Genomic DNA, 16,509 nt, shown 5'->3' on the forward strand with positions numbered 1-16,509 from the left:
AGTTTAATCTGAGTAAAGGAGATTTAAAGAATAAATGGAAAAGTTTAGTAATCAAGAAAAAGAATATTATATGCGTGAAGCAATCTTAGAAGCAAAAAAGGCGGCGACAATCGCTGAAGTTCCGATTGGGGCAGTCATTGTTTTTGAGGGTAATATTATAGGCAGAGGACACAATGTTCGTGAACTATCCCAAGATGCAACCACTCATGCAGAGATTTTAGCGATTAAAGCGGCTAATCGCTCATTGAAAAGTTGGCGTTTAGAAGGTGCCGCTCTATTTGTCACGTTAGAACCTTGTCCAATGTGTAGTGGAGCCATTCTGAATTCACGTATTCCACAAGTCTATTATGGAGCGAAAGACCCTAAAGCAGGTGCTTGTGACAGCTTGTATCATTTGTTAGATGATGAGCGTTTGAATCACCGATGTGAAGTTGAATCTGGTGTTTTAGAAGAAGAAACCGCTACTTTATTAACTGACTTTTTTAAAGAGTTGAGAGCTAAAAAAAAGTTAATGAAGAAAAAGACTAGTAATTCTTAATAAAGTTTAGTATAATGGGTTTTGCCGCAAGGCTAGGACAATGGTAGGCTCGCTAAGCGTGTCAGATCTGGAAGGAAGCAGCACTACGTGAGTGCTACCATGTGTCTGATAATGATAAAGCCAAAGTAGGCTTTTTTATTTTTCATAATTTTATATTCATCTGGTTCATGATACAATTATTGTATTCATGAACCAGATTTTTTTATTTTCAAAGTAAAGGGAAGTGATCCATTGACAACAAAAGAAAAAGTTTTAATGTATCTAGAAAAGCATCAAGGTGACTATATTTCTGGGGTTAAACTTGCTGAATATTTGGGGCTTTCCAGAAATGCAATTTGGAAAGCAATAAAACAATTAGAAAAAGAAGGTTTTGAAATTGAAGCAAAAAGGAACCTGGGATATTGTTTAAGTAAAACAAAGGATCGAATCAGTATTGCTGGCCTTCTTCCTTTTTTAGAAAAAACAGCTGGAGCAGTTCGTTTGGAGTACTTTGATACTATTGATTCAACAAATCGCTATGCAAAAGAATTAGCAATCAATGGAGAATTATCTAAAAAAATAGTAATAGCCAATGAGCAAACCGCGGGGAGAGGGCGATACGGTAAAACATTTGAATCTCCTGAAAATACAGGTCTTTATTTTAGTTTAATTCTTAAAAAAGAAGATTTTAATTTTTCGACTCCGACATTAATCACGATGTATATTGCAGTAAAAATAGTTCAAGTGATTAAAAAGTTAACAGGAAAAGAGTTAACTATAAAATGGGTAAATGACTTATTTTATCAAGATAAAAAAGTTTGCGGAATTCTAACAGAAGCAGTGACTAATTTTGAAAGTGGAGAGATTGATTGGATTGTGGTTGGTGTTGGCTTCAATTTTTCAACGCCTAAGGAAGCATTTAGTCAAGAAGTAGCACAGACCGCTCAGGGCCTTTTTTCAACGGAAGAAAGAATGATTTCTCGGAATGAATTATTAGGAAATCTGATAGAAAGTTTGATTTTAGATTTGAAAACAGTGGACGAAAGGCAACTATTAGCTGATTACCGTTCACACTTGTTAGGATTAAATGAGTGGGTGACCATTTTACAAGGAAAGACAACTTATCCAGCTCTTGTTTTAGGAATTGATCAAGAAGGACAGTTACAAATCAAAAAAGAAGATGGGCGAGAGCTTTTTCTGAATACTGGAGAGGTTCGTTTGAAATTATAAAAGTCGTTGTCAACCTTTTATTATATCATAGGTTGACAACAGAGTTTCTTTTTTTTATACTTGAAAAAAGGAGCTGAAAAAATGTCAACAAAAAAATTAGTTCATGTTTCATTGATGACAGCAATTATTATTGTCTTATCACAAGTTAGTTTGCCATTAACGGTGGTTCCGGTAACGTTACAGACGTTTGCAATCCCTTTAGCAGGTCTTTTATTAGGGAAGAGATTAGGGAGTATAGCGGCTCTTTTATATTTGTTATTGGGACTGATGGGGTTACCCGTTTTTGCTAATTTTTCGGGAGGGGTGGCTGTTTTCTTTGGACCGACTGGTGGTTTTCTTTTAAGTTTTCCTATTATGGCTTATTTAGCGGGTTGGGGAGCAGAAAAGTTTAAAAAATCTTATTTAATTTTTGGATTGATGAGTGGTCTATTTTTTAATTATTTTGTAGGCACTCTTTATTTTATATGGTTAACCTCTTTACCATTAAAAGTGGTCTTTGCTACATGTGTTTTACCTTTCTTATTCTTTGATTTTTTTAAAATAGGGATTCTCTTAATCATCACAAAAAGGGTGCAGAAACGAATAGGTTTATTGGTTTAAAAAATGACGAGAATCGAAAAACACACTGATCTTCAATCTAGACTGAAAATCAGTGTGTTTTTTATTTATCTTTTTTAATTAAAATCGGTCTTTTATTTAAAGGTTGGATATTCCGATGGTTATGAGGATAGTGCTTGGTTAGCATTTTTAATTGAGATGGACTTAAGGAAATGGGATTAGAAAAAAGATACCATTCGACATTTTCCGTTAAAGGTGGACTTGTTAAAGAGCCTTGATAATGATAAAAAGTTCTATCTAAAGGAATTAAATCAGCTAAGGCTAAATAATGATCCTTAAGAGGAAATTGAAATGCGTTAACCATGTTTTTTAAAACTTGATTTTCTTCTCCAAGTTCAAATAGAAGGGCAATAACTGCAAGTTTCCCACTTTGAGATTGGTGAACAATGTGGAGTTCTAAAGGGTAAATGAGTTGGTCTATCTGATGCTCACTGTGAGCATGAAAATGAAATTGTTGTAACTCAAAAAGGCGACCATTTATTTTAGCCGTCCCTTTCATATTTCCTTGGATAGCACACCCGGTATCAAAAAGGTCTAATAATTTTTTTTCATAATTTAGTTCGATTTTCCCCTTGTCTCGCATAGGTACAACCTCATTAGTATTAACATTAATTGGTGATTGACTCATTTTCGAAACAAAACACCAATCATCTTGTTTTGAAAAATCCCACCTTTTATATTGATTACTTTTTAGCATAAAAAAATCCCCCGAAAATCTAATTTTTTTTATCTTATCGAAAAGATAGGGATTATTGCAAATAAAAAGGTTTAAAAATGACAAAATAGTTGATATTGAATCAAATAAAATTGTGTGTGTTTTCACGAGTTGATTTAAAGGAAAGCATAAAAATAAGTAAAAAACAATTTAAAAAGTACTGAAAATGAATAATATATTTATGTTTTATCCGTATTTTAAGTGCTAGAATTAGATTGTTGAATGACGGACAAGTGTGACTATCCTTGTTCATACATTCACATTCTATTTTAATGAGAGGGTGTATCTAATAATGAAAGCAGCAATAGTAGGTGCCAATAAAAAAGTTGAGATTGTTGAAAAAGAATTACGTCCATTAAAGGCCAATGAAGCATTATTAAAAATGGAATGTTGTGGAGTATGTCATACGGATTTACACGTTAAAAATGGAGATTTTGGAGATGTAACCGGTCGAGTTTTAGGACATGAGGGTATCGGACGTGTCATCGCTGTTGGTGAAGACGTGACGTCACTAAAAGTTGGCGATCGTTCAAGTGTTGCTTGGATGTTTGAAAGTTGTGGAAAATGTGAGTATTGCGTTAATGGCCAAGAAACATTATGTCGCTCTGTCAAAAATGCTGGTTATACAGTTGATGGTGGAATGGCTGAAGAATGTATTGTTACTGCAGATTATGCGGTTAAAGTTCCAGATGGACTAGGTTCAGCTGAAGCAAGTAGTATTACTTGTGCAGGAGTGACTACTTATAAAGCAATTAAAGAATCAAATATAAAACCAGGTCAATGGATTGCGATTTATGGCTTAGGTGGTTTAGGAAACTTGGCACTACAATATGCTAAAAAAGTATTCAACGCTAAAGTTATCGGAATAGATATCAATGATTTACAATTAGATTTTGCTAAAGAATTTGGAGCAGATTTAGTCATAAATCCAGCCAAAGAAGATGCAGCTAAAAAAATACAAGAACTAACAGGTGGAGCGCATGCCGCTGTTGTTACCGCTGTTTCTAAAGCAGCATTTAACTCAGCCATTGATTGCGTTCGTGCAGGTGGAACGATTGTTGCTGTAGGCTTACCTTCAGAAAGTATGGATTTAAATATTCCACGTCTAGTATTAGATGGTATCAAAGTAGTCGGCTCATTAGTCGGTACGCGTACAGACTTAGCTGAAGCATTCCAATTTGGAGCAGAAGGTTTAGTGGTGCCAAAAGTACATATGCGTCCAGTTGAAGATGTAAACGATATCTTTGATGAAATGATGGATGGTAAAATAAAAGGTCGTATGGTGATTGATTTTTGTGACAAACATTAATACAATATAATTATCTAGTGCTCTATTATGAGAGGTGATTATTTTGTGTAATTTAATTTTGATTGAAAAAGATGAACAAACGAGTCAAAGCATGCAACTCATGATTCGAAAATATTTTGCTAACGTTATCGTATTACCTGTAGTAACCACCAAAACTGAATTTTATCAACTGCTGGAACATCAACAAGTTGAGTTGGCGGTTATTAACAACGAAACGTTAAATGCTTTTAAGGTACACAAATATTTATTGGAACGTTTTCCTAATTTGAAAACGATTATAACATCTGAAAAAGAAGACTTTAAGATGGCTCAAAAAGCGTTACGTTATGGTATGATTGATTATTTGGTTACACCAATAGACCAAGATTTTATTTATGCAATGGACCGTGCAATCAAATCAATTAATCAAGTGTCGTTATTGGATATTGAAAAAGGGAGTGATCAAAATACATCACTCACCCTACAACATAAAATTTTGCGGTTTATTCATGAAAATTATGCAGAAGCACTAACGTTGGATAAATTGGCAGCTTTTTTAAATATGAGTAAATATCATGTGAGTCGTTTGGTCAAAAGTATCTTAGGGATGAATTTCTCTGAATATCTTTTAATTTATCGAGTGGAAGTTGCAAAAAAAGAATTGTCAACAACTGACTTTCCGATTAGTAACATTGCGATGAATGTTGGATTTAACGATTCGACTTACTTTACGAAGAAATTTAAAGAAGTAACGGGTTTAACGCCAAAACGTTATCGACAAACATACCAAGGTCAGATTGCAGTTGCAGGGGTGTAACGACAATCTGTTTGGAATAAATAATAGAGTTGGATTCTCTATTGTTCGATATGTAATTCACATCAATCCAAATATTAGAAAATAAGACTTTAAAAATTGGAGGAATCTCTCGTTTTTAAAGTCTTATTTTTAGCTTAATGACACGGTTAGAATGAAAATAGAAAAATAAATAAGAAATAGTAACGCGTTTAGTTCGTATAACGTTTGATAAAAATGAACATATTAGGTACAATAAAAACTATACTAAAGAAAAGAGCTAAATCGAATGGTGAATCATGACGTTCAAAAAATGAGCGTATTAAAAAAAGAAAGAAAGAGGTTTTCATAATGATTAAATTTAAAAATGTAACAGTAATTGGTAGTGGAGTATTAGGAAGTCAAATTGCTTTTCAAATTGCTTACTCTGGTTTTAATGTTGTCGTGAATGATATTAATGATGAAGTTTTAGTTAAAGCCAAACAAAAAATGGCTGGATTAACTAAAAATTATGAACATGATTTACATGTTACAGATGAGCAAATGAAAGAAACATTGGGACGTTTATCTTATACCTCTGATTTAGGTGCAGCAGTAAAAAATGCTGATTTAGTGATAGAAGCTATACCAGAGGTTAAAAAATTCAAAGCTGATTTATATAAAAAATTGGCGACATTGGCACCCAGTCATACTGTTTTTGCAACGAATACGTCGACTTTTTTACCGAGTGATTTTGCAGCAGATACTGGTCGTCCAACCAAATTTATCGCTTTACATTTTGCTAATCAAATTTGGTTAAATAATACAGCCGAAATTCAAGGATCATCACAAACAAGTCCTGACGTTTTTGAAAGTATTATCGCTTTTGCTAAAGAAATTGGGATGATTCCATTACCATTGAAAAAAGAACATCCAGGTTATATGTTGAATTCATTATTAATGCCTTTCTTACGTGCGGCAGAGGAGTTATTAATCGATGATGTTGCTTTGCCAGAAACAGTCGATCGCACCTGGATGATTGCAACTAAGTCACCTAGAGGGCCATTCGCTATATTAGATATGGTTGGTCTAAACACAGCTTATAATATTGCATTAAGTGAAAATACAGCACAATCTAAAAAAACGGCCGCTTATTTAAAAGAAAATTATATTGATAAAGGAAAATTAGGAATTCAAACAGGAGAAGGGTTCTATAAATATCCTAATCCTGCTTATATGGACAAAGATTTCTTGAAGTAAATTTTAAATTAAATCGATGACCCTGATAGTCCTAGTCACTGTCGGGGTTCTTTTTAACCATTTGTTTGGAGTAAAAAAGGAGTGAAATAATCAATGGGTGAAATGAAACAAGCAGTAGATATTAATGGGAAACCCTATAATCGGGTGCTATTGATTAGTGTTTTGTTGCTGGGGTCTTTTTGTACTATCTTAAATCAAACACTTTTAGCAACAGCATTTCCTGTTTTAATGAAAGATTTTAAAATTTCAGCGTCAACAGTTCAATGGTTAACAACTGGCTTTATGTTGGTTAATGGAATTATGATTCCAATAACGGCTTGGATGATGAACAAATTTAGCTCTAAAAAACTTTATTTATTTGCAATGATTACGTTTTTAATTGGAACCCTTCAGTGTTTTTTAGCGCCATCTTTTAATTTATTATTGATAGGTCGATTAATTCAAACGATTGGAGTCGGGGTTTCAATGCCCTTACTTCAGACGATAATGTTAACTATTTTTCCACCTGAAAAAAGAGGAGCTGCAATGGGGATGACAGGAATTGTTATCGGTTTAGCTCCAGCTTTAGGTCCAACCTTATCGGGGTGGATTATTGATCATTATCATTGGCGTGATTTATTTGGAATGATTATTCCAATTGTCGTCATTGTGATTGTCTTGGCTTTCTTTTTTATGAAAAGTGTCATCCCTTTATCAAATCCAAGTATCGATATCCTCTCAGTTATCTTATCTACTTTAGGTTTTGGTAGTTTGCTTTATGGCTTTTCAAGTGTAGGTAATGATGGTTGGGGAAGCAAGATTGTTATTTCAACCTTAATACTAGGAATTATTTTAATTGCGCTTTTCTCTCGTCGTCAATTGAAATTAGAGCACCCGTTTTTAGAATTACGAGTGTTTAAAGAACCCGTCTTTATGATTGCTGCTATTTTATCCGGTGTGACTAATATGGCAATGGTTGGAGCAGAGATGGTCATCCCATTATATATTCAAAATATACGTGGTGAATCAGCTTTTCATTCCGGGTTAATGTTATTGCCTGGGGCCTTAGTGATGGGGGCGATGATGCCGATTACTGGGATTATTTTTGATAAATATGGAGCAAAACGATTGGCAATTACTGGAATGTTTATTTTAACCGCAGCAACGGCTCCTTTTGCTTTTCTAACTGAAACAACCCCTATTTTATATATTATTGTTTTGTATGCGATTCGCATGTTTGGAATTTCAATGGTGATGATGCCAGTTACGACATCAGGTATGAATGCACTACCAGAAAAATTAATTACTCATGGTACAGCAGTCAATAATACATTTAGGCAAATTGCCAGTTCTATTGGAACTGCCATCTTGATTAGTGTCCTTACGAATGTAACAACAAGTAAATTACCGGATAAAACCATGTTGAAAACGACCCCACTCGCTTATAAAGAAGGAGCGACGACGGCTACTTTATCTGGTTATCACGCCGCTTTTTTAGTAGCGATTGTCTTTGGAATACTTGGACTAACGATTTCACTATTTCTTAAAAAAAATCCAGTGATTAATAAAGACGCAGGTAAAGAGGAGGCAGGACAATGATTATTTTTATTTTAATAATAAGTGTCGTTCTGTTTATGGTTATTAATGTTTTTGCAAAAAAAACGTGGCAAACGATTGTTTCTTTAATTTTTGGTGTGATTTTTTCATTATCTTTACTACTGATGGTCCTAAATGTGGCCTATCATTATGGGATGGAACAAGTGACGAAGACAAAAGTAGTATCACTGGTTTCTAGTGGAACAGTAAAAGGTCCAGATATGTTGCTCTATGAACCTTTAGGTAATGGAAAAGAAACAGTTTATTTATACAAGACAAGTCAACAACAAAAGAAACCAGAATCAACGGGGACCTCTTATGTGACTAATACGTTATCTAAAGGTGGCAAAGAAGCGCAGTTAACTATTCATCGAACGGTATGGGAATATAAAACAACGGGTTTCAAACGTTTGTTTGATTTGGGAAAAAATGATCAGGAATTTGTAAAAGAGACCAATCAATTTGTAGTACCTAATGATTGGCTCGTTTTGACAACCAATCAACTTAAAATAGTTCAAAAAGAAATGTCTTCACAGAAAGATAAAATGGAATTAGAGTTAAAAAGAGCTATCGAGCAAAGACTTCAAGAAGCCATGCTTAAAAATCCAGATTTAGATAAAAAAGAGCAAGCGACAATGATTGAACAAGCCAGTCAACAATTTGAAAAAGAACAAATTTTAAAAATAATTGAAGAGAAAGGTAATAAAGACTAACAAAAGCGCTAAACAAAATTAATATTTTGCTTAGCGCTTTTTTATTTTATTTTATTTTTCTTTCAGATACAAAATTAACGTTATAAAACTTGCTGTTTTCAGCGAGTTCATTATTGACGGTATCAAGTCCGTCTCGTTCAATTAATGTTTTTTCATTTGAAGTTAAATCCGTTCCTAAACCTAGACGATTTCCAGGGATAGTTACCCCCATTGCTGAAAGTGTTGTCGGATAAAAGTCAAAAGGAGAAAAGTCTCTGAAAGTTGTCTTCATCTCTTGAGGACTATTTTTAAAATCTCCATTTAAAATTAAATTAGTTGTTGTTCGTTGATAGCTTGGATCCCAACCTTTAAAGAAGTTACGGTCCATACTTGGGTGATCGCCTGTTAAGACAATGGTTGTATTCTCATAAAAGGGCTGTGCTTGAATCCAACGAACCAGTTCAACAATTTCTTTTTGTGAGTGCGCAATAACATTGGCATATTGGTTATCAAAAGGTCGTGGTGTATCTTCTTCAATATAACCATCTGGGAAATGAGTATCTGCATTTTCCATGGTAAAGTTAAAAGGTTTCCCTTCTTTATCCAAACGAGTGAGCTCATCTTTTGCATATTGATAAAGTTTTTTATCTTCAAAGCCCCACCAAACATTATAGTCCATGGGGATTAAGCCTTGTTCACGAGCATATTTAACATCAAAAATATGAAAATCTTTGTGATTGGTAAAGAAAGAAGTTAATCCACCAAAATCAGCATCTGCCCCAAACATAATCGTTTGGTTGTATCCTTCTTGATTTAAAATGTCACCAATGGTTGTTGCTCCTGGTAGAAAGTATCCTGACTTACCATAGTCATTCCCTCGCATTGGTATTTTCAAAGGTAATCCGGCACTTTGATTGACCATAGAAGCGACAGACCAGCTTGAGCCATAGGTTTGATGAGGGCCGCCAAATTTATCATTATTTGAGAAATGAAGGCCTTCTTCAGAAAGTTTAGCTAATTCAGGCATTAAATTTTTTTCCATATAACCGCCTAAGGAGCGATCATAAAAAGAATTTTCATATGATTCTAGATAAAGATGTATCAAGTTACGTTTTTTACTAGGAAATTCGAGCTTTACTTCTTTGGGATCGACATAGTTATTTTTAATATATTGCGAGTCTGAAAAGTAAGCTTGTTTTACTTTTTTTAATTGTAATTTTTGAATACTATAATTACCACCTTTAATAAGGACAAGAACGGCAATGACACATAGTATTATTTTTAAGGGCCGATCAGTGACTATTTTTTTATCTTTCCATGAAATTTGGAAAGAGAGTGTGATTAAAAAGATGAATAAAGTCACACATCCAATTAGTTTGAGGACAGGTGTATTTAAAACAGAGTCATAAACACCTGAAGCCGTTCCAGAAATAGGTGAATTTAAATTAAATAAAAATTGTTCCGGCGTTAGCTCGCCAAAGTACTCAATAAACCAGTTGGTTCCTAAGTAAGCAAAACTACCAATTGTAAATAATAAACAAGCTAAAATAAGTCCAAAATAAATAAGATATTTTTTCTTACCTGTCATTTTATTATTTTTTCTTACGATTATCTTACTTGTTAAGATTAAATGAACGAGCAAATAAATAAAACCAATAATCAGTGTAAATAACAAATATTTCCAAATGAAATTTGTAGCATAGAGTCTTGGCAGCAACGCATTGGGCTTGTTTAAAACAAAACGAATAACAACTAGAGAAAGGACATTAATAAAGAGTGTTTGACCCGCTATTTTTTTAAAAAGTGTAGCGAATGACTTGGGTGGATCTGAGAAAAGATAGTGTAATCCTCCAAAAAAACTACCGATAAATAAATATGTTATAATTTGATAAGCAAGTGACATTATATTTCTCCTTTTAATTTTATCAAGCTTAAGAATAAGATAAAAATATTGAATTAGCAATGTTTTTTTAGCTAAATAGTCGTATATAATTTTAGTGTTTTTTTAATCGTTTTTTTAATCTAGACTAAAGTTGTGATTATTTTTGTAGATTCATTTTTTAAGAGTAACTAATTATCGTTAATTGGGAGGTTGAAAATGAAACAAATTAAAGAAAATATCAAATTGCTTCAGTCGTTTCTAAAAAATGCAACGCATTATTTTAGAGATGTTGTTTTTATTCATTTTTTTATTCTCGTGATTTTTATTCCATCACTAGTAGGTTTGGCGACTTTTTTGTTAGATCAGGGTAGTATTTCATATCTTTCTTATGATAATTTGGGAGATATACTATTAAATCATCCTTTTGTTTTTTTAGGTTTACTTGGTTTATTGCTGCTATTATTGGTGACACTCTTTTTTGAAATTGCATTTTTGATGCAAAGTGTTTATTTTATTCAAAAGAAATTACCAATAACAGTGAAACAATTAGTTAAGGGGACGTTATCTCAGCTTAGAAAAGTAAATAAAGGGGTTGTTTTATTTTTCTTTTTTTATTTTTTCTTAGTAGCTCCAATTGGTGGAATTAAATTTAATTCAGAATTATTGACCAAAATTAAAATTCCCGTTTTTATTTTAGATGTCGTGTTTGCTAATCGAGTTTTCATTGTCTCAGCAGTTATTCTTCTTTATCTTTTTTTCTTATATTTATCGATTCGATTGATTTTTGTTTTACCAGAGCTTATTTTTAATAATCGAACGCTAAAAAAGGCTATAAAAATAAGTTGGCAAGAAACGAAGCAACATTTTATCAAAGTTTTTATTCGTTTAGCGATGGTCATGCTAACGATTTCATTAGTAGTTGGAGGCTTATCTGGACTTTTGCTATTGCTTCAAACTGGAATTGAAGCGTTCATACCAGTTATTGCATTAGAAAGCGCCGTTTTAATAATGACTTTGATCCAAGGGGTCCTTCTAATCAACCTTTTATTTTCTGCAGTTGGCCTTTTTTATGTCATCATTGACTATATGTTAGTGAACAAAATGATTTTAAAAGATCCAGAATGGTATCAGAGTTCGGCTAAAAAAGTCGTTAAATACTATCCTTTAAAACTTTTTTTAAGTTTTATCTCTGTTTTGATCGTCTTGCTTAGTTTAGGTACTTCAAATTATTATTTCTTAAGTCAGCCACTAAATCATAATGTTTTAACTATTTCTCATCGTGGGGTAGATAATCAAAATCATGTTCAAAACTCATTAGAAGCATTAAAATTAACGAGCGAAGTGACACATCCAGATTATGTTGAAATGGATATTCAAGAAACAAAAGATCATGAATTTGTTGTCTATCACGATTTTGATTTGAAACCTTTAACTAAAGTTGCTAAAAAACCATATGAATTAACTTTAAAAGAGTTAGAAACTTTGACTGTTAAAGAAAATGGTCAAGAGGCTAAAATTATTTCTTTTGACGCTTACTTAGCGGAAGCTAAAAAAATAAAACAAAAATTATTAATTGAAATTAAGACGACAAAAAATGACAGCCCAGACTTAGTGCCGTTTTTTATTGAACGTTATGGAAAAGAGATACGAGAAGAGGGGCATACAATCCAGTCATTGACATATGACACCGTTCAAGAATTAAAAGAAAAGGCACCTGACTTGAACGTCGGTTACATTTTACCGTTTAGTGTTGTTGGTCCTCCAAAAGGCTTAATGGACTTTTTTACCATTGAATATACGACCTTAAATCAAAATTTTATTGAATCTGCTCATTCTGACGGTAAAAAGGTATATGTATGGACACCAAATGATAAAGATACGATGAACCGGATGTTGTTTTATGGGGTAGATGGGATGATTACCGATCGAATGGCATTACTAAATCAAACGATTAACCATTCGGAAGAAATGACGTATTCTGATAAAATTATGTACTTTGTTATTGGGATGGGATAGATGAAAGAAAGAGGGATTAGATGACTGTTATTATTTTTGATGTGGACGATACGCTATATGATCAAGTGACACCATTTGCTCAAGCAATCGAGTCTTTTTATCCAAAGAAATTTAAAAATGAGACAATGCGACACTTGTATTTACGATTCAGGTTTCATAGTGATGCACAATTCCATGCTGTAGAAGCAGGGGAAATCCCAATAGAGGTGATGCGTATTTATCGGATGCGCGAAGCGTTACGGGATTCGGGAGTGATTGTTTCGGATGAAACAGCGCATCTATTGCAAAAAAAGTATCAAGAAAAACAAGGTGAAATCGAAATGAGGACTGACATGATTGCCTTGTTAGATTGGTTAGATCTAAAGAAAGTTCAAATTGGCTTATTAACCAATGGCCCTGAAGAACATCAACAAAAAAAATTGAAACAACTCAAGGTTGAACGATGGTTTCCAGAAAAAAATCAATTTATATCTGGAGCGATTGGTTTTATGAAGCCATCGAAAGATATTTTTAGGTATGTTGAAACGGCAATGAAAGTTAAGAAAGAAGATTGCCTTTATATAGGTGACTCTTTCGAAAATGATGTGGTTGGGAGTTGGAACGCCGGTTGGAGAGTCATCTGGTTGAATAAATATGGTAAACAACTTGACCCGGAGACTTCTATTTTACCAACCTATGAAGTAGGACCAGCTGATAAACTGTTAGAATTACTTCAATCTTTAATAGATGAATGAATTAAAAAATTCGTAAACACTAGCTCTTGAAACCCTAATGTTAAAACTAAAAAAGCCCTTGTCAGTTCATTAGTGAACTGACAAGGGCTTTTTTATTAAGGTGATTTTAATTATTTTTTCCAAGCCTCTACTTCTTTTTGGTGTTCAGAAATCCATTGTTTAGAAGCTTCCTCTGGAGAAGCACCGTTATTAACAGCTAACATCACTTCTTCAATGTCTTCTTTTTTCCAATTAAAGTTTTTCAATACTTTGTAAGCTTCAGGTTGATCTTTTTCTAACCCTTTACGTGCAATAGTATTGATTGTTTCTTCGCCACCCATTCCTTTTTTAGGATCTTCTAAATATTTTAAATCATATTTAGCAAACATCCAATGAGGAGACCAACCTGTAATAACAATGGGTTCTTTCTTTTTAATTGCTTGACCCAAAGCAACAGTCATTGCTCCTGAAGAAGAAGTTTCGACCGTCCAGTCATTTAGATTAGGATAGGCTTTTAACGTTTCATTGGCAAGATTAATTGCACCAGCACCAGGTTCGATACCAGTGATTTTTTTACCTGCTTGTTCATTAAGATCTTTAATACTATCAACATCCATATAACTTGGAACGACTAAACCTAGTTTTGCACCTTCAAGGTTAGTTCCTAGAAGATCAACTTGAGATTTATACTGTTTATATTGAGAAGCATGTGTGTTCGGTAACCAAGCAGCAACCATGGCATCTGATTCACCCTTGGCAACGGATTGCCACATAATTGCATTATCAAGAGGAGTAATGTTTACTTGATAGCCCATGTCTTTTAAAACTTGACCAACAACATGTGTCGAGGCAACTTCAGTATCCCATTCAACATAAGCTAAGTTAATTTCATCTTTTTGTTTTGAATTAGAGAGATAAGAGCTCACTCCAACAAATCCAATCACGACGACAACAATCGTAGCGATACTATACACTTTAATTTTTTTACTTTTGAAAACACTAGCTTGTTTGTTTGATTTTCTTTTTGATTGATTTAAATTTTGCGTAAAACGGTCAATAATAATCGCTAGAATAACGAGAGCCACACCGTTAACAAAACCATTACCAACTTGGGCACGTTGGAGAGCGGATAAAACACCACGTCCTAAACCAGGAGCACCAATCATTGAAGCAATGACAACCATTGAAAGAGCGAGCATCGTTGTTTGATTAATCCCTGCTAGGATAGTCCCTTTAGCTAATGGTAATTCTAATTTAAATAATTTTTGCCAACCTGTACCACCGAATGAGTCGGAAGCTTCTACAAGTTCACTAGGTACTTGACGAATCCCCAAGTTAGTAAAGCGAACGGTAGGGGGTAAAGCAAAAATAACGGAAGCGAAAACACCAGGGACCATACCAATACCAAAGAAGGCAACGGCTGGAATTAGATAAACAAAACCTGGCATTGTTTGCATAAAATCGAGCATCGGTTTTATAATACTTTGAGCTCGATCACTTTTCGCCATTAGAATACCAAGAGGTACTCCAATAATTACGGAAACTAAACTTGAAATAAGAACCAAAGTAAAGGTGCTCATTAGATCATTCCATAGTCCTTGGTTATAAATAAATAAAAGACCAATGAAAGTAAAGAGTGTTAAGCCATATTTACGTTGGCTAATTAAAAAAGCGATTGCGGTTAAAGCAAGTATAAAGAGCAAAGGCGGAATAAAAAGTAAGGCACTCGTAATTCCATCCATTGAGTGTTGGCCTGAAGATTGGAAGAAAGAGAAGAGACCAGCAAAATGAGTCGTCATCCAGTCTGTTATGTTCTCAATCCAATCGGCGACAGGTAATTTAGCGAATAACATAAAATTATTGTACATGTGTTGGAACCTCCTCTTTGTCATCTGTTTGGTTGTCGCTGTCATTAGAAGCAAGAGCTTCAATCACAGCACCACGGATAATAACGCCGAGTAAACGATGATTATCAACAACAGCGATTGGAGTTGGCGAATCATAAATTAAATTAAAGATATCGCTAACTAACATATCTTTTGTAACCGTAGTGACGTTGTGTTCTAAAATATCAGTTAAGGTTAGTTTTTCTTTACGTGCTCGGACGGCTTCATCAGCACTAATAATTCCTTTTAATTGACGCTTTTTATCAATAGCCATCAACATACTAACTTCTTCACTACGCATTTTAGTTAAGGCAACGGCAGGACCATCAATCTCAATATTTGTGGTTAGTGCGGGCACCATAATATTTTGTGCCGTTAAGACTTTAGAACGATCGACATCTTCAACGAACTCTCGTACATAATCATTAGCTGGATTGGTTAAGATTTCTTCACCTGTTCCAATTTGCATGATTTGACCATCTTTCATTAAAGCGATTCGATCACCAATTCTTAAAGCTTCATTCAAATCGTGAGTAATAAAGATAATTGTTTTTTGGACATTGGCCTGTAAATCAATTAATTCATCTTGCATTTCACGACGAATTAAAGGATCCAGTGCAGAGAAAGCTTCATCCATTAATAAGATTTCTGGATCATTTGCTAAAGCACGAGCGAGTCCAACCCGTTGTTGCATCCCACCAGATAATTGATCTGGATATTGGTCTTTAAAAGAAAGTAAACCAGAGTTTTCTAAAGCTTTTTCAGCTCGTTGTGTTCTTTCCTCAGGTTCAACTCCTCGTAATTCTAATCCTAATTCAGTATTTTCAAGGATTGTTCGATGTGGGAACAGTCCAAAGTTTTGAAATACCATACTCATTTTGTGACGACGAATTTCTCGTAATTCTTCTTTACTAACTTTCGCAATATCATCGCCATCAATATAAATTTCACCTGAAGTTGGTTCAATCAAACGATTGACCAAACGGATAAGTGTTGATTTTCCACTACCTGATAATCCCATGATTACAAAAATTTCACCATCATTGATTTCAAAATTAACATCATAGACCCCAACGGTTGCGCCAGTTTTTTCAAAAATTTCTGTTTTTGGTTTTTGTTCTTTAATCATATTTAGAGCAGTATGACTTTTTTTACCAAAAACTTTCGTTAAGTGTTGAACTTTAACTTTTGCCATATAAATCTCTCCCTTTCTATGTTTTATGTAATTTTCTAACTTGTTTCAGAAAGAAATATCAATAAGTGACCATACAAGGTTAACATCATGTGGTCACTTTGTCAAAGGTAAGAAACTCATATTTTACAAGTATTGTCCGAAAATGAACAT

The 16,509-nt window shown here is 33.8% G+C and carries 14 protein-coding genes and 1 other RNA gene; 11 read left to right on the plus strand and 4 right to left on the minus strand.

Going from position 1 to position 16,509, the window contains the following annotated elements:
* Positions 1-34: 34 nt before the first annotated feature.
* The 4 genes from tadA to ACTJFD_RS03495 all read left to right on the plus strand — a co-directional run bounded on the left by tadA (position 35) and on the right by ACTJFD_RS03495 (position 2,347).
* Positions 35-538: a tRNA adenosine(34) deaminase TadA gene (tadA, locus tag ACTJFD_RS03480; protein ID WP_442259708.1), complete on the plus strand. Its 504-nt coding sequence runs from the start codon at positions 35-37 to the stop codon at positions 536-538.
* 29 nt (positions 539-567) lie between these two features.
* An RNA gene (gene ffs, locus ACTJFD_RS03485) (signal recognition particle sRNA small type) lies at positions 568-654 on the plus strand.
* A gap of 115 nt (positions 655-769) precedes the next feature.
* Positions 770-1,747 (plus strand): biotin--[acetyl-CoA-carboxylase] ligase, encoded by a 978-nt coding sequence (locus ACTJFD_RS03490; protein ID WP_442259709.1) that lies wholly within the window; start codon positions 770-772, stop codon positions 1,745-1,747.
* Between the two features lie 81 nt (positions 1,748-1,828).
* Entirely contained in the window at positions 1,829-2,347 is a 519-nt protein-coding gene (locus ACTJFD_RS03495; protein WP_442259710.1) for a biotin transporter BioY, read from the plus strand.
* Positions 2,348-2,408: 61 nt separating this feature from the next.
* On the opposite strand, the gene ACTJFD_RS03500 is transcribed toward ACTJFD_RS03495, so the two are convergent.
* Positions 2,409-3,062 carry a carbonic anhydrase family protein gene (locus ACTJFD_RS03500; RefSeq protein ID WP_442259711.1) on the minus strand — a complete coding sequence of 218 codons (654 nt, stop codon included), beginning with the start codon at positions 3,060-3,062 and terminating at the stop codon, positions 2,409-2,411.
* Positions 3,063-3,372: 310 nt separating this feature from the next.
* Here ACTJFD_RS03500 and adhP point away from each other — a divergent pair, with 310 nt between their 5' ends.
* The 5 genes from adhP (at position 3,373) to ACTJFD_RS03525 (ending at position 8,688) form a co-directional block, all read left to right on the plus strand.
* Positions 3,373-4,389 carry an alcohol dehydrogenase AdhP gene (adhP, locus tag ACTJFD_RS03505; RefSeq protein ID WP_442259712.1) on the plus strand — a complete coding sequence of 339 codons (1,017 nt, stop codon included), beginning with the start codon at positions 3,373-3,375 and terminating at the stop codon, positions 4,387-4,389.
* Between the two features lie 43 nt (positions 4,390-4,432).
* A complete protein-coding gene (locus tag ACTJFD_RS03510; RefSeq protein WP_442259713.1) occupies positions 4,433-5,185 on the plus strand; it encodes a helix-turn-helix domain-containing protein in 753 nt (250 codons plus the stop codon).
* Between the two features lie 330 nt (positions 5,186-5,515).
* Positions 5,516-6,400, plus strand: a complete 885-nt coding sequence (locus tag ACTJFD_RS03515) for a 3-hydroxyacyl-CoA dehydrogenase (protein ID WP_442259783.1) — start codon at positions 5,516-5,518, stop codon at positions 6,398-6,400.
* A 102-nt stretch (positions 6,401-6,502) separates the two neighbouring features.
* On the plus strand, positions 6,503-7,978 hold the full coding sequence (locus tag ACTJFD_RS03520; protein WP_442259784.1) for an MDR family MFS transporter: 1,476 nt from the start codon (positions 6,503-6,505) through the stop codon (positions 7,976-7,978).
* Positions 7,975-8,688: a DUF4811 domain-containing protein gene (locus tag ACTJFD_RS03525; RefSeq protein ID WP_442259714.1), complete on the plus strand. Its 714-nt coding sequence runs from the start codon at positions 7,975-7,977 to the stop codon at positions 8,686-8,688. The genes ACTJFD_RS03520 and ACTJFD_RS03525 overlap by 4 nt, the downstream gene beginning before the upstream one ends.
* A 46-nt stretch (positions 8,689-8,734) precedes the next feature.
* On the opposite strand, the gene ACTJFD_RS03530 is transcribed toward ACTJFD_RS03525, so the two are convergent.
* Positions 8,735-10,570: an LTA synthase family protein gene (locus ACTJFD_RS03530; protein WP_442259715.1), complete on the minus strand. Its 1,836-nt coding sequence runs from the start codon at positions 10,568-10,570 to the stop codon at positions 8,735-8,737.
* A gap of 195 nt (positions 10,571-10,765) precedes the next feature.
* Here ACTJFD_RS03530 and ACTJFD_RS03535 point away from each other — a divergent pair, with 195 nt between their 5' ends.
* Together ACTJFD_RS03535 and ACTJFD_RS03540 are read left to right on the plus strand one after the other, a co-directional pair.
* Positions 10,766-12,565 carry a glycerophosphoryl diester phosphodiesterase membrane domain-containing protein gene (locus ACTJFD_RS03535; protein ID WP_442259716.1) on the plus strand — a complete coding sequence of 600 codons (1,800 nt, stop codon included), beginning with the start codon at positions 10,766-10,768 and terminating at the stop codon, positions 12,563-12,565.
* Positions 12,566-12,585: 20 nt separating this feature from the next.
* Positions 12,586-13,299: an HAD family hydrolase gene (locus tag ACTJFD_RS03540; RefSeq protein ID WP_442259717.1), complete on the plus strand. Its 714-nt coding sequence runs from the start codon at positions 12,586-12,588 to the stop codon at positions 13,297-13,299.
* 110 nt (positions 13,300-13,409) lie between these two features.
* Here the strand turns inward: ACTJFD_RS03540 and ACTJFD_RS03545 are convergent, their stop codons facing one another.
* Positions 13,410-15,146: an ABC transporter permease/substrate binding protein gene (locus ACTJFD_RS03545; protein WP_442259718.1), complete on the minus strand. Its 1,737-nt coding sequence runs from the start codon at positions 15,144-15,146 to the stop codon at positions 13,410-13,412.
* Positions 15,136-16,359 (minus strand): quaternary amine ABC transporter ATP-binding protein, encoded by a 1,224-nt coding sequence (locus ACTJFD_RS03550; protein ID WP_442259719.1) that lies wholly within the window; start codon positions 16,357-16,359, stop codon positions 15,136-15,138. The genes ACTJFD_RS03545 and ACTJFD_RS03550 overlap by 11 nt, the downstream gene beginning before the upstream one ends.
* Positions 16,360-16,509: the final 150 nt, after the last annotated feature.

Origin of the sequence: Vagococcus sp., from assembly GCF_052102835.1 — a bacterium.
Lineage (GTDB): Bacteria > Bacillota > Bacilli > Lactobacillales > Vagococcaceae > Vagococcus.

What these genes read in the sequence shown, in the direction of transcription:
- tadA (WP_442259708.1), top strand. Translation starts at nt 35, where the DNA reads ATGGAAAAGTTTAGTAATCAAGAAAAAGAATATTATATGCGTGAAGCA.
- ACTJFD_RS03495 (WP_442259710.1), top strand. Translation starts at nt 1,829, where the DNA reads ATGTCAACAAAAAAATTAGTTCATGTTTCATTGATGACAGCAATTATT.
- ACTJFD_RS03500 (WP_442259711.1), bottom strand. Translation starts at nt 3,062, where the DNA reads ATGCTAAAAAGTAATCAATATAAAAGGTGGGATTTTTCAAAACAAGAT.
- adhP (WP_442259712.1), top strand. Translation starts at nt 3,373, where the DNA reads ATGAAAGCAGCAATAGTAGGTGCCAATAAAAAAGTTGAGATTGTTGAA.
- ACTJFD_RS03520 (WP_442259784.1), top strand. Translation starts at nt 6,503, where the DNA reads ATGAAACAAGCAGTAGATATTAATGGGAAACCCTATAATCGGGTGCTA.
- ACTJFD_RS03525 (WP_442259714.1), top strand. Translation starts at nt 7,975, where the DNA reads ATGATTATTTTTATTTTAATAATAAGTGTCGTTCTGTTTATGGTTATT.
- ACTJFD_RS03530 (WP_442259715.1), bottom strand. Translation starts at nt 10,570, where the DNA reads ATGTCACTTGCTTATCAAATTATAACATATTTATTTATCGGTAGTTTT.
- ACTJFD_RS03535 (WP_442259716.1), top strand. Translation starts at nt 10,766, where the DNA reads ATGAAACAAATTAAAGAAAATATCAAATTGCTTCAGTCGTTTCTAAAA.
- ACTJFD_RS03540 (WP_442259717.1), top strand. Translation starts at nt 12,586, where the DNA reads ATGACTGTTATTATTTTTGATGTGGACGATACGCTATATGATCAAGTG.
- ACTJFD_RS03545 (WP_442259718.1), bottom strand. Translation starts at nt 15,146, where the DNA reads ATGTACAATAATTTTATGTTATTCGCTAAATTACCTGTCGCCGATTGG.
- ACTJFD_RS03550 (WP_442259719.1), bottom strand. Translation starts at nt 16,359, where the DNA reads ATGGCAAAAGTTAAAGTTCAACACTTAACGAAAGTTTTTGGTAAAAAA.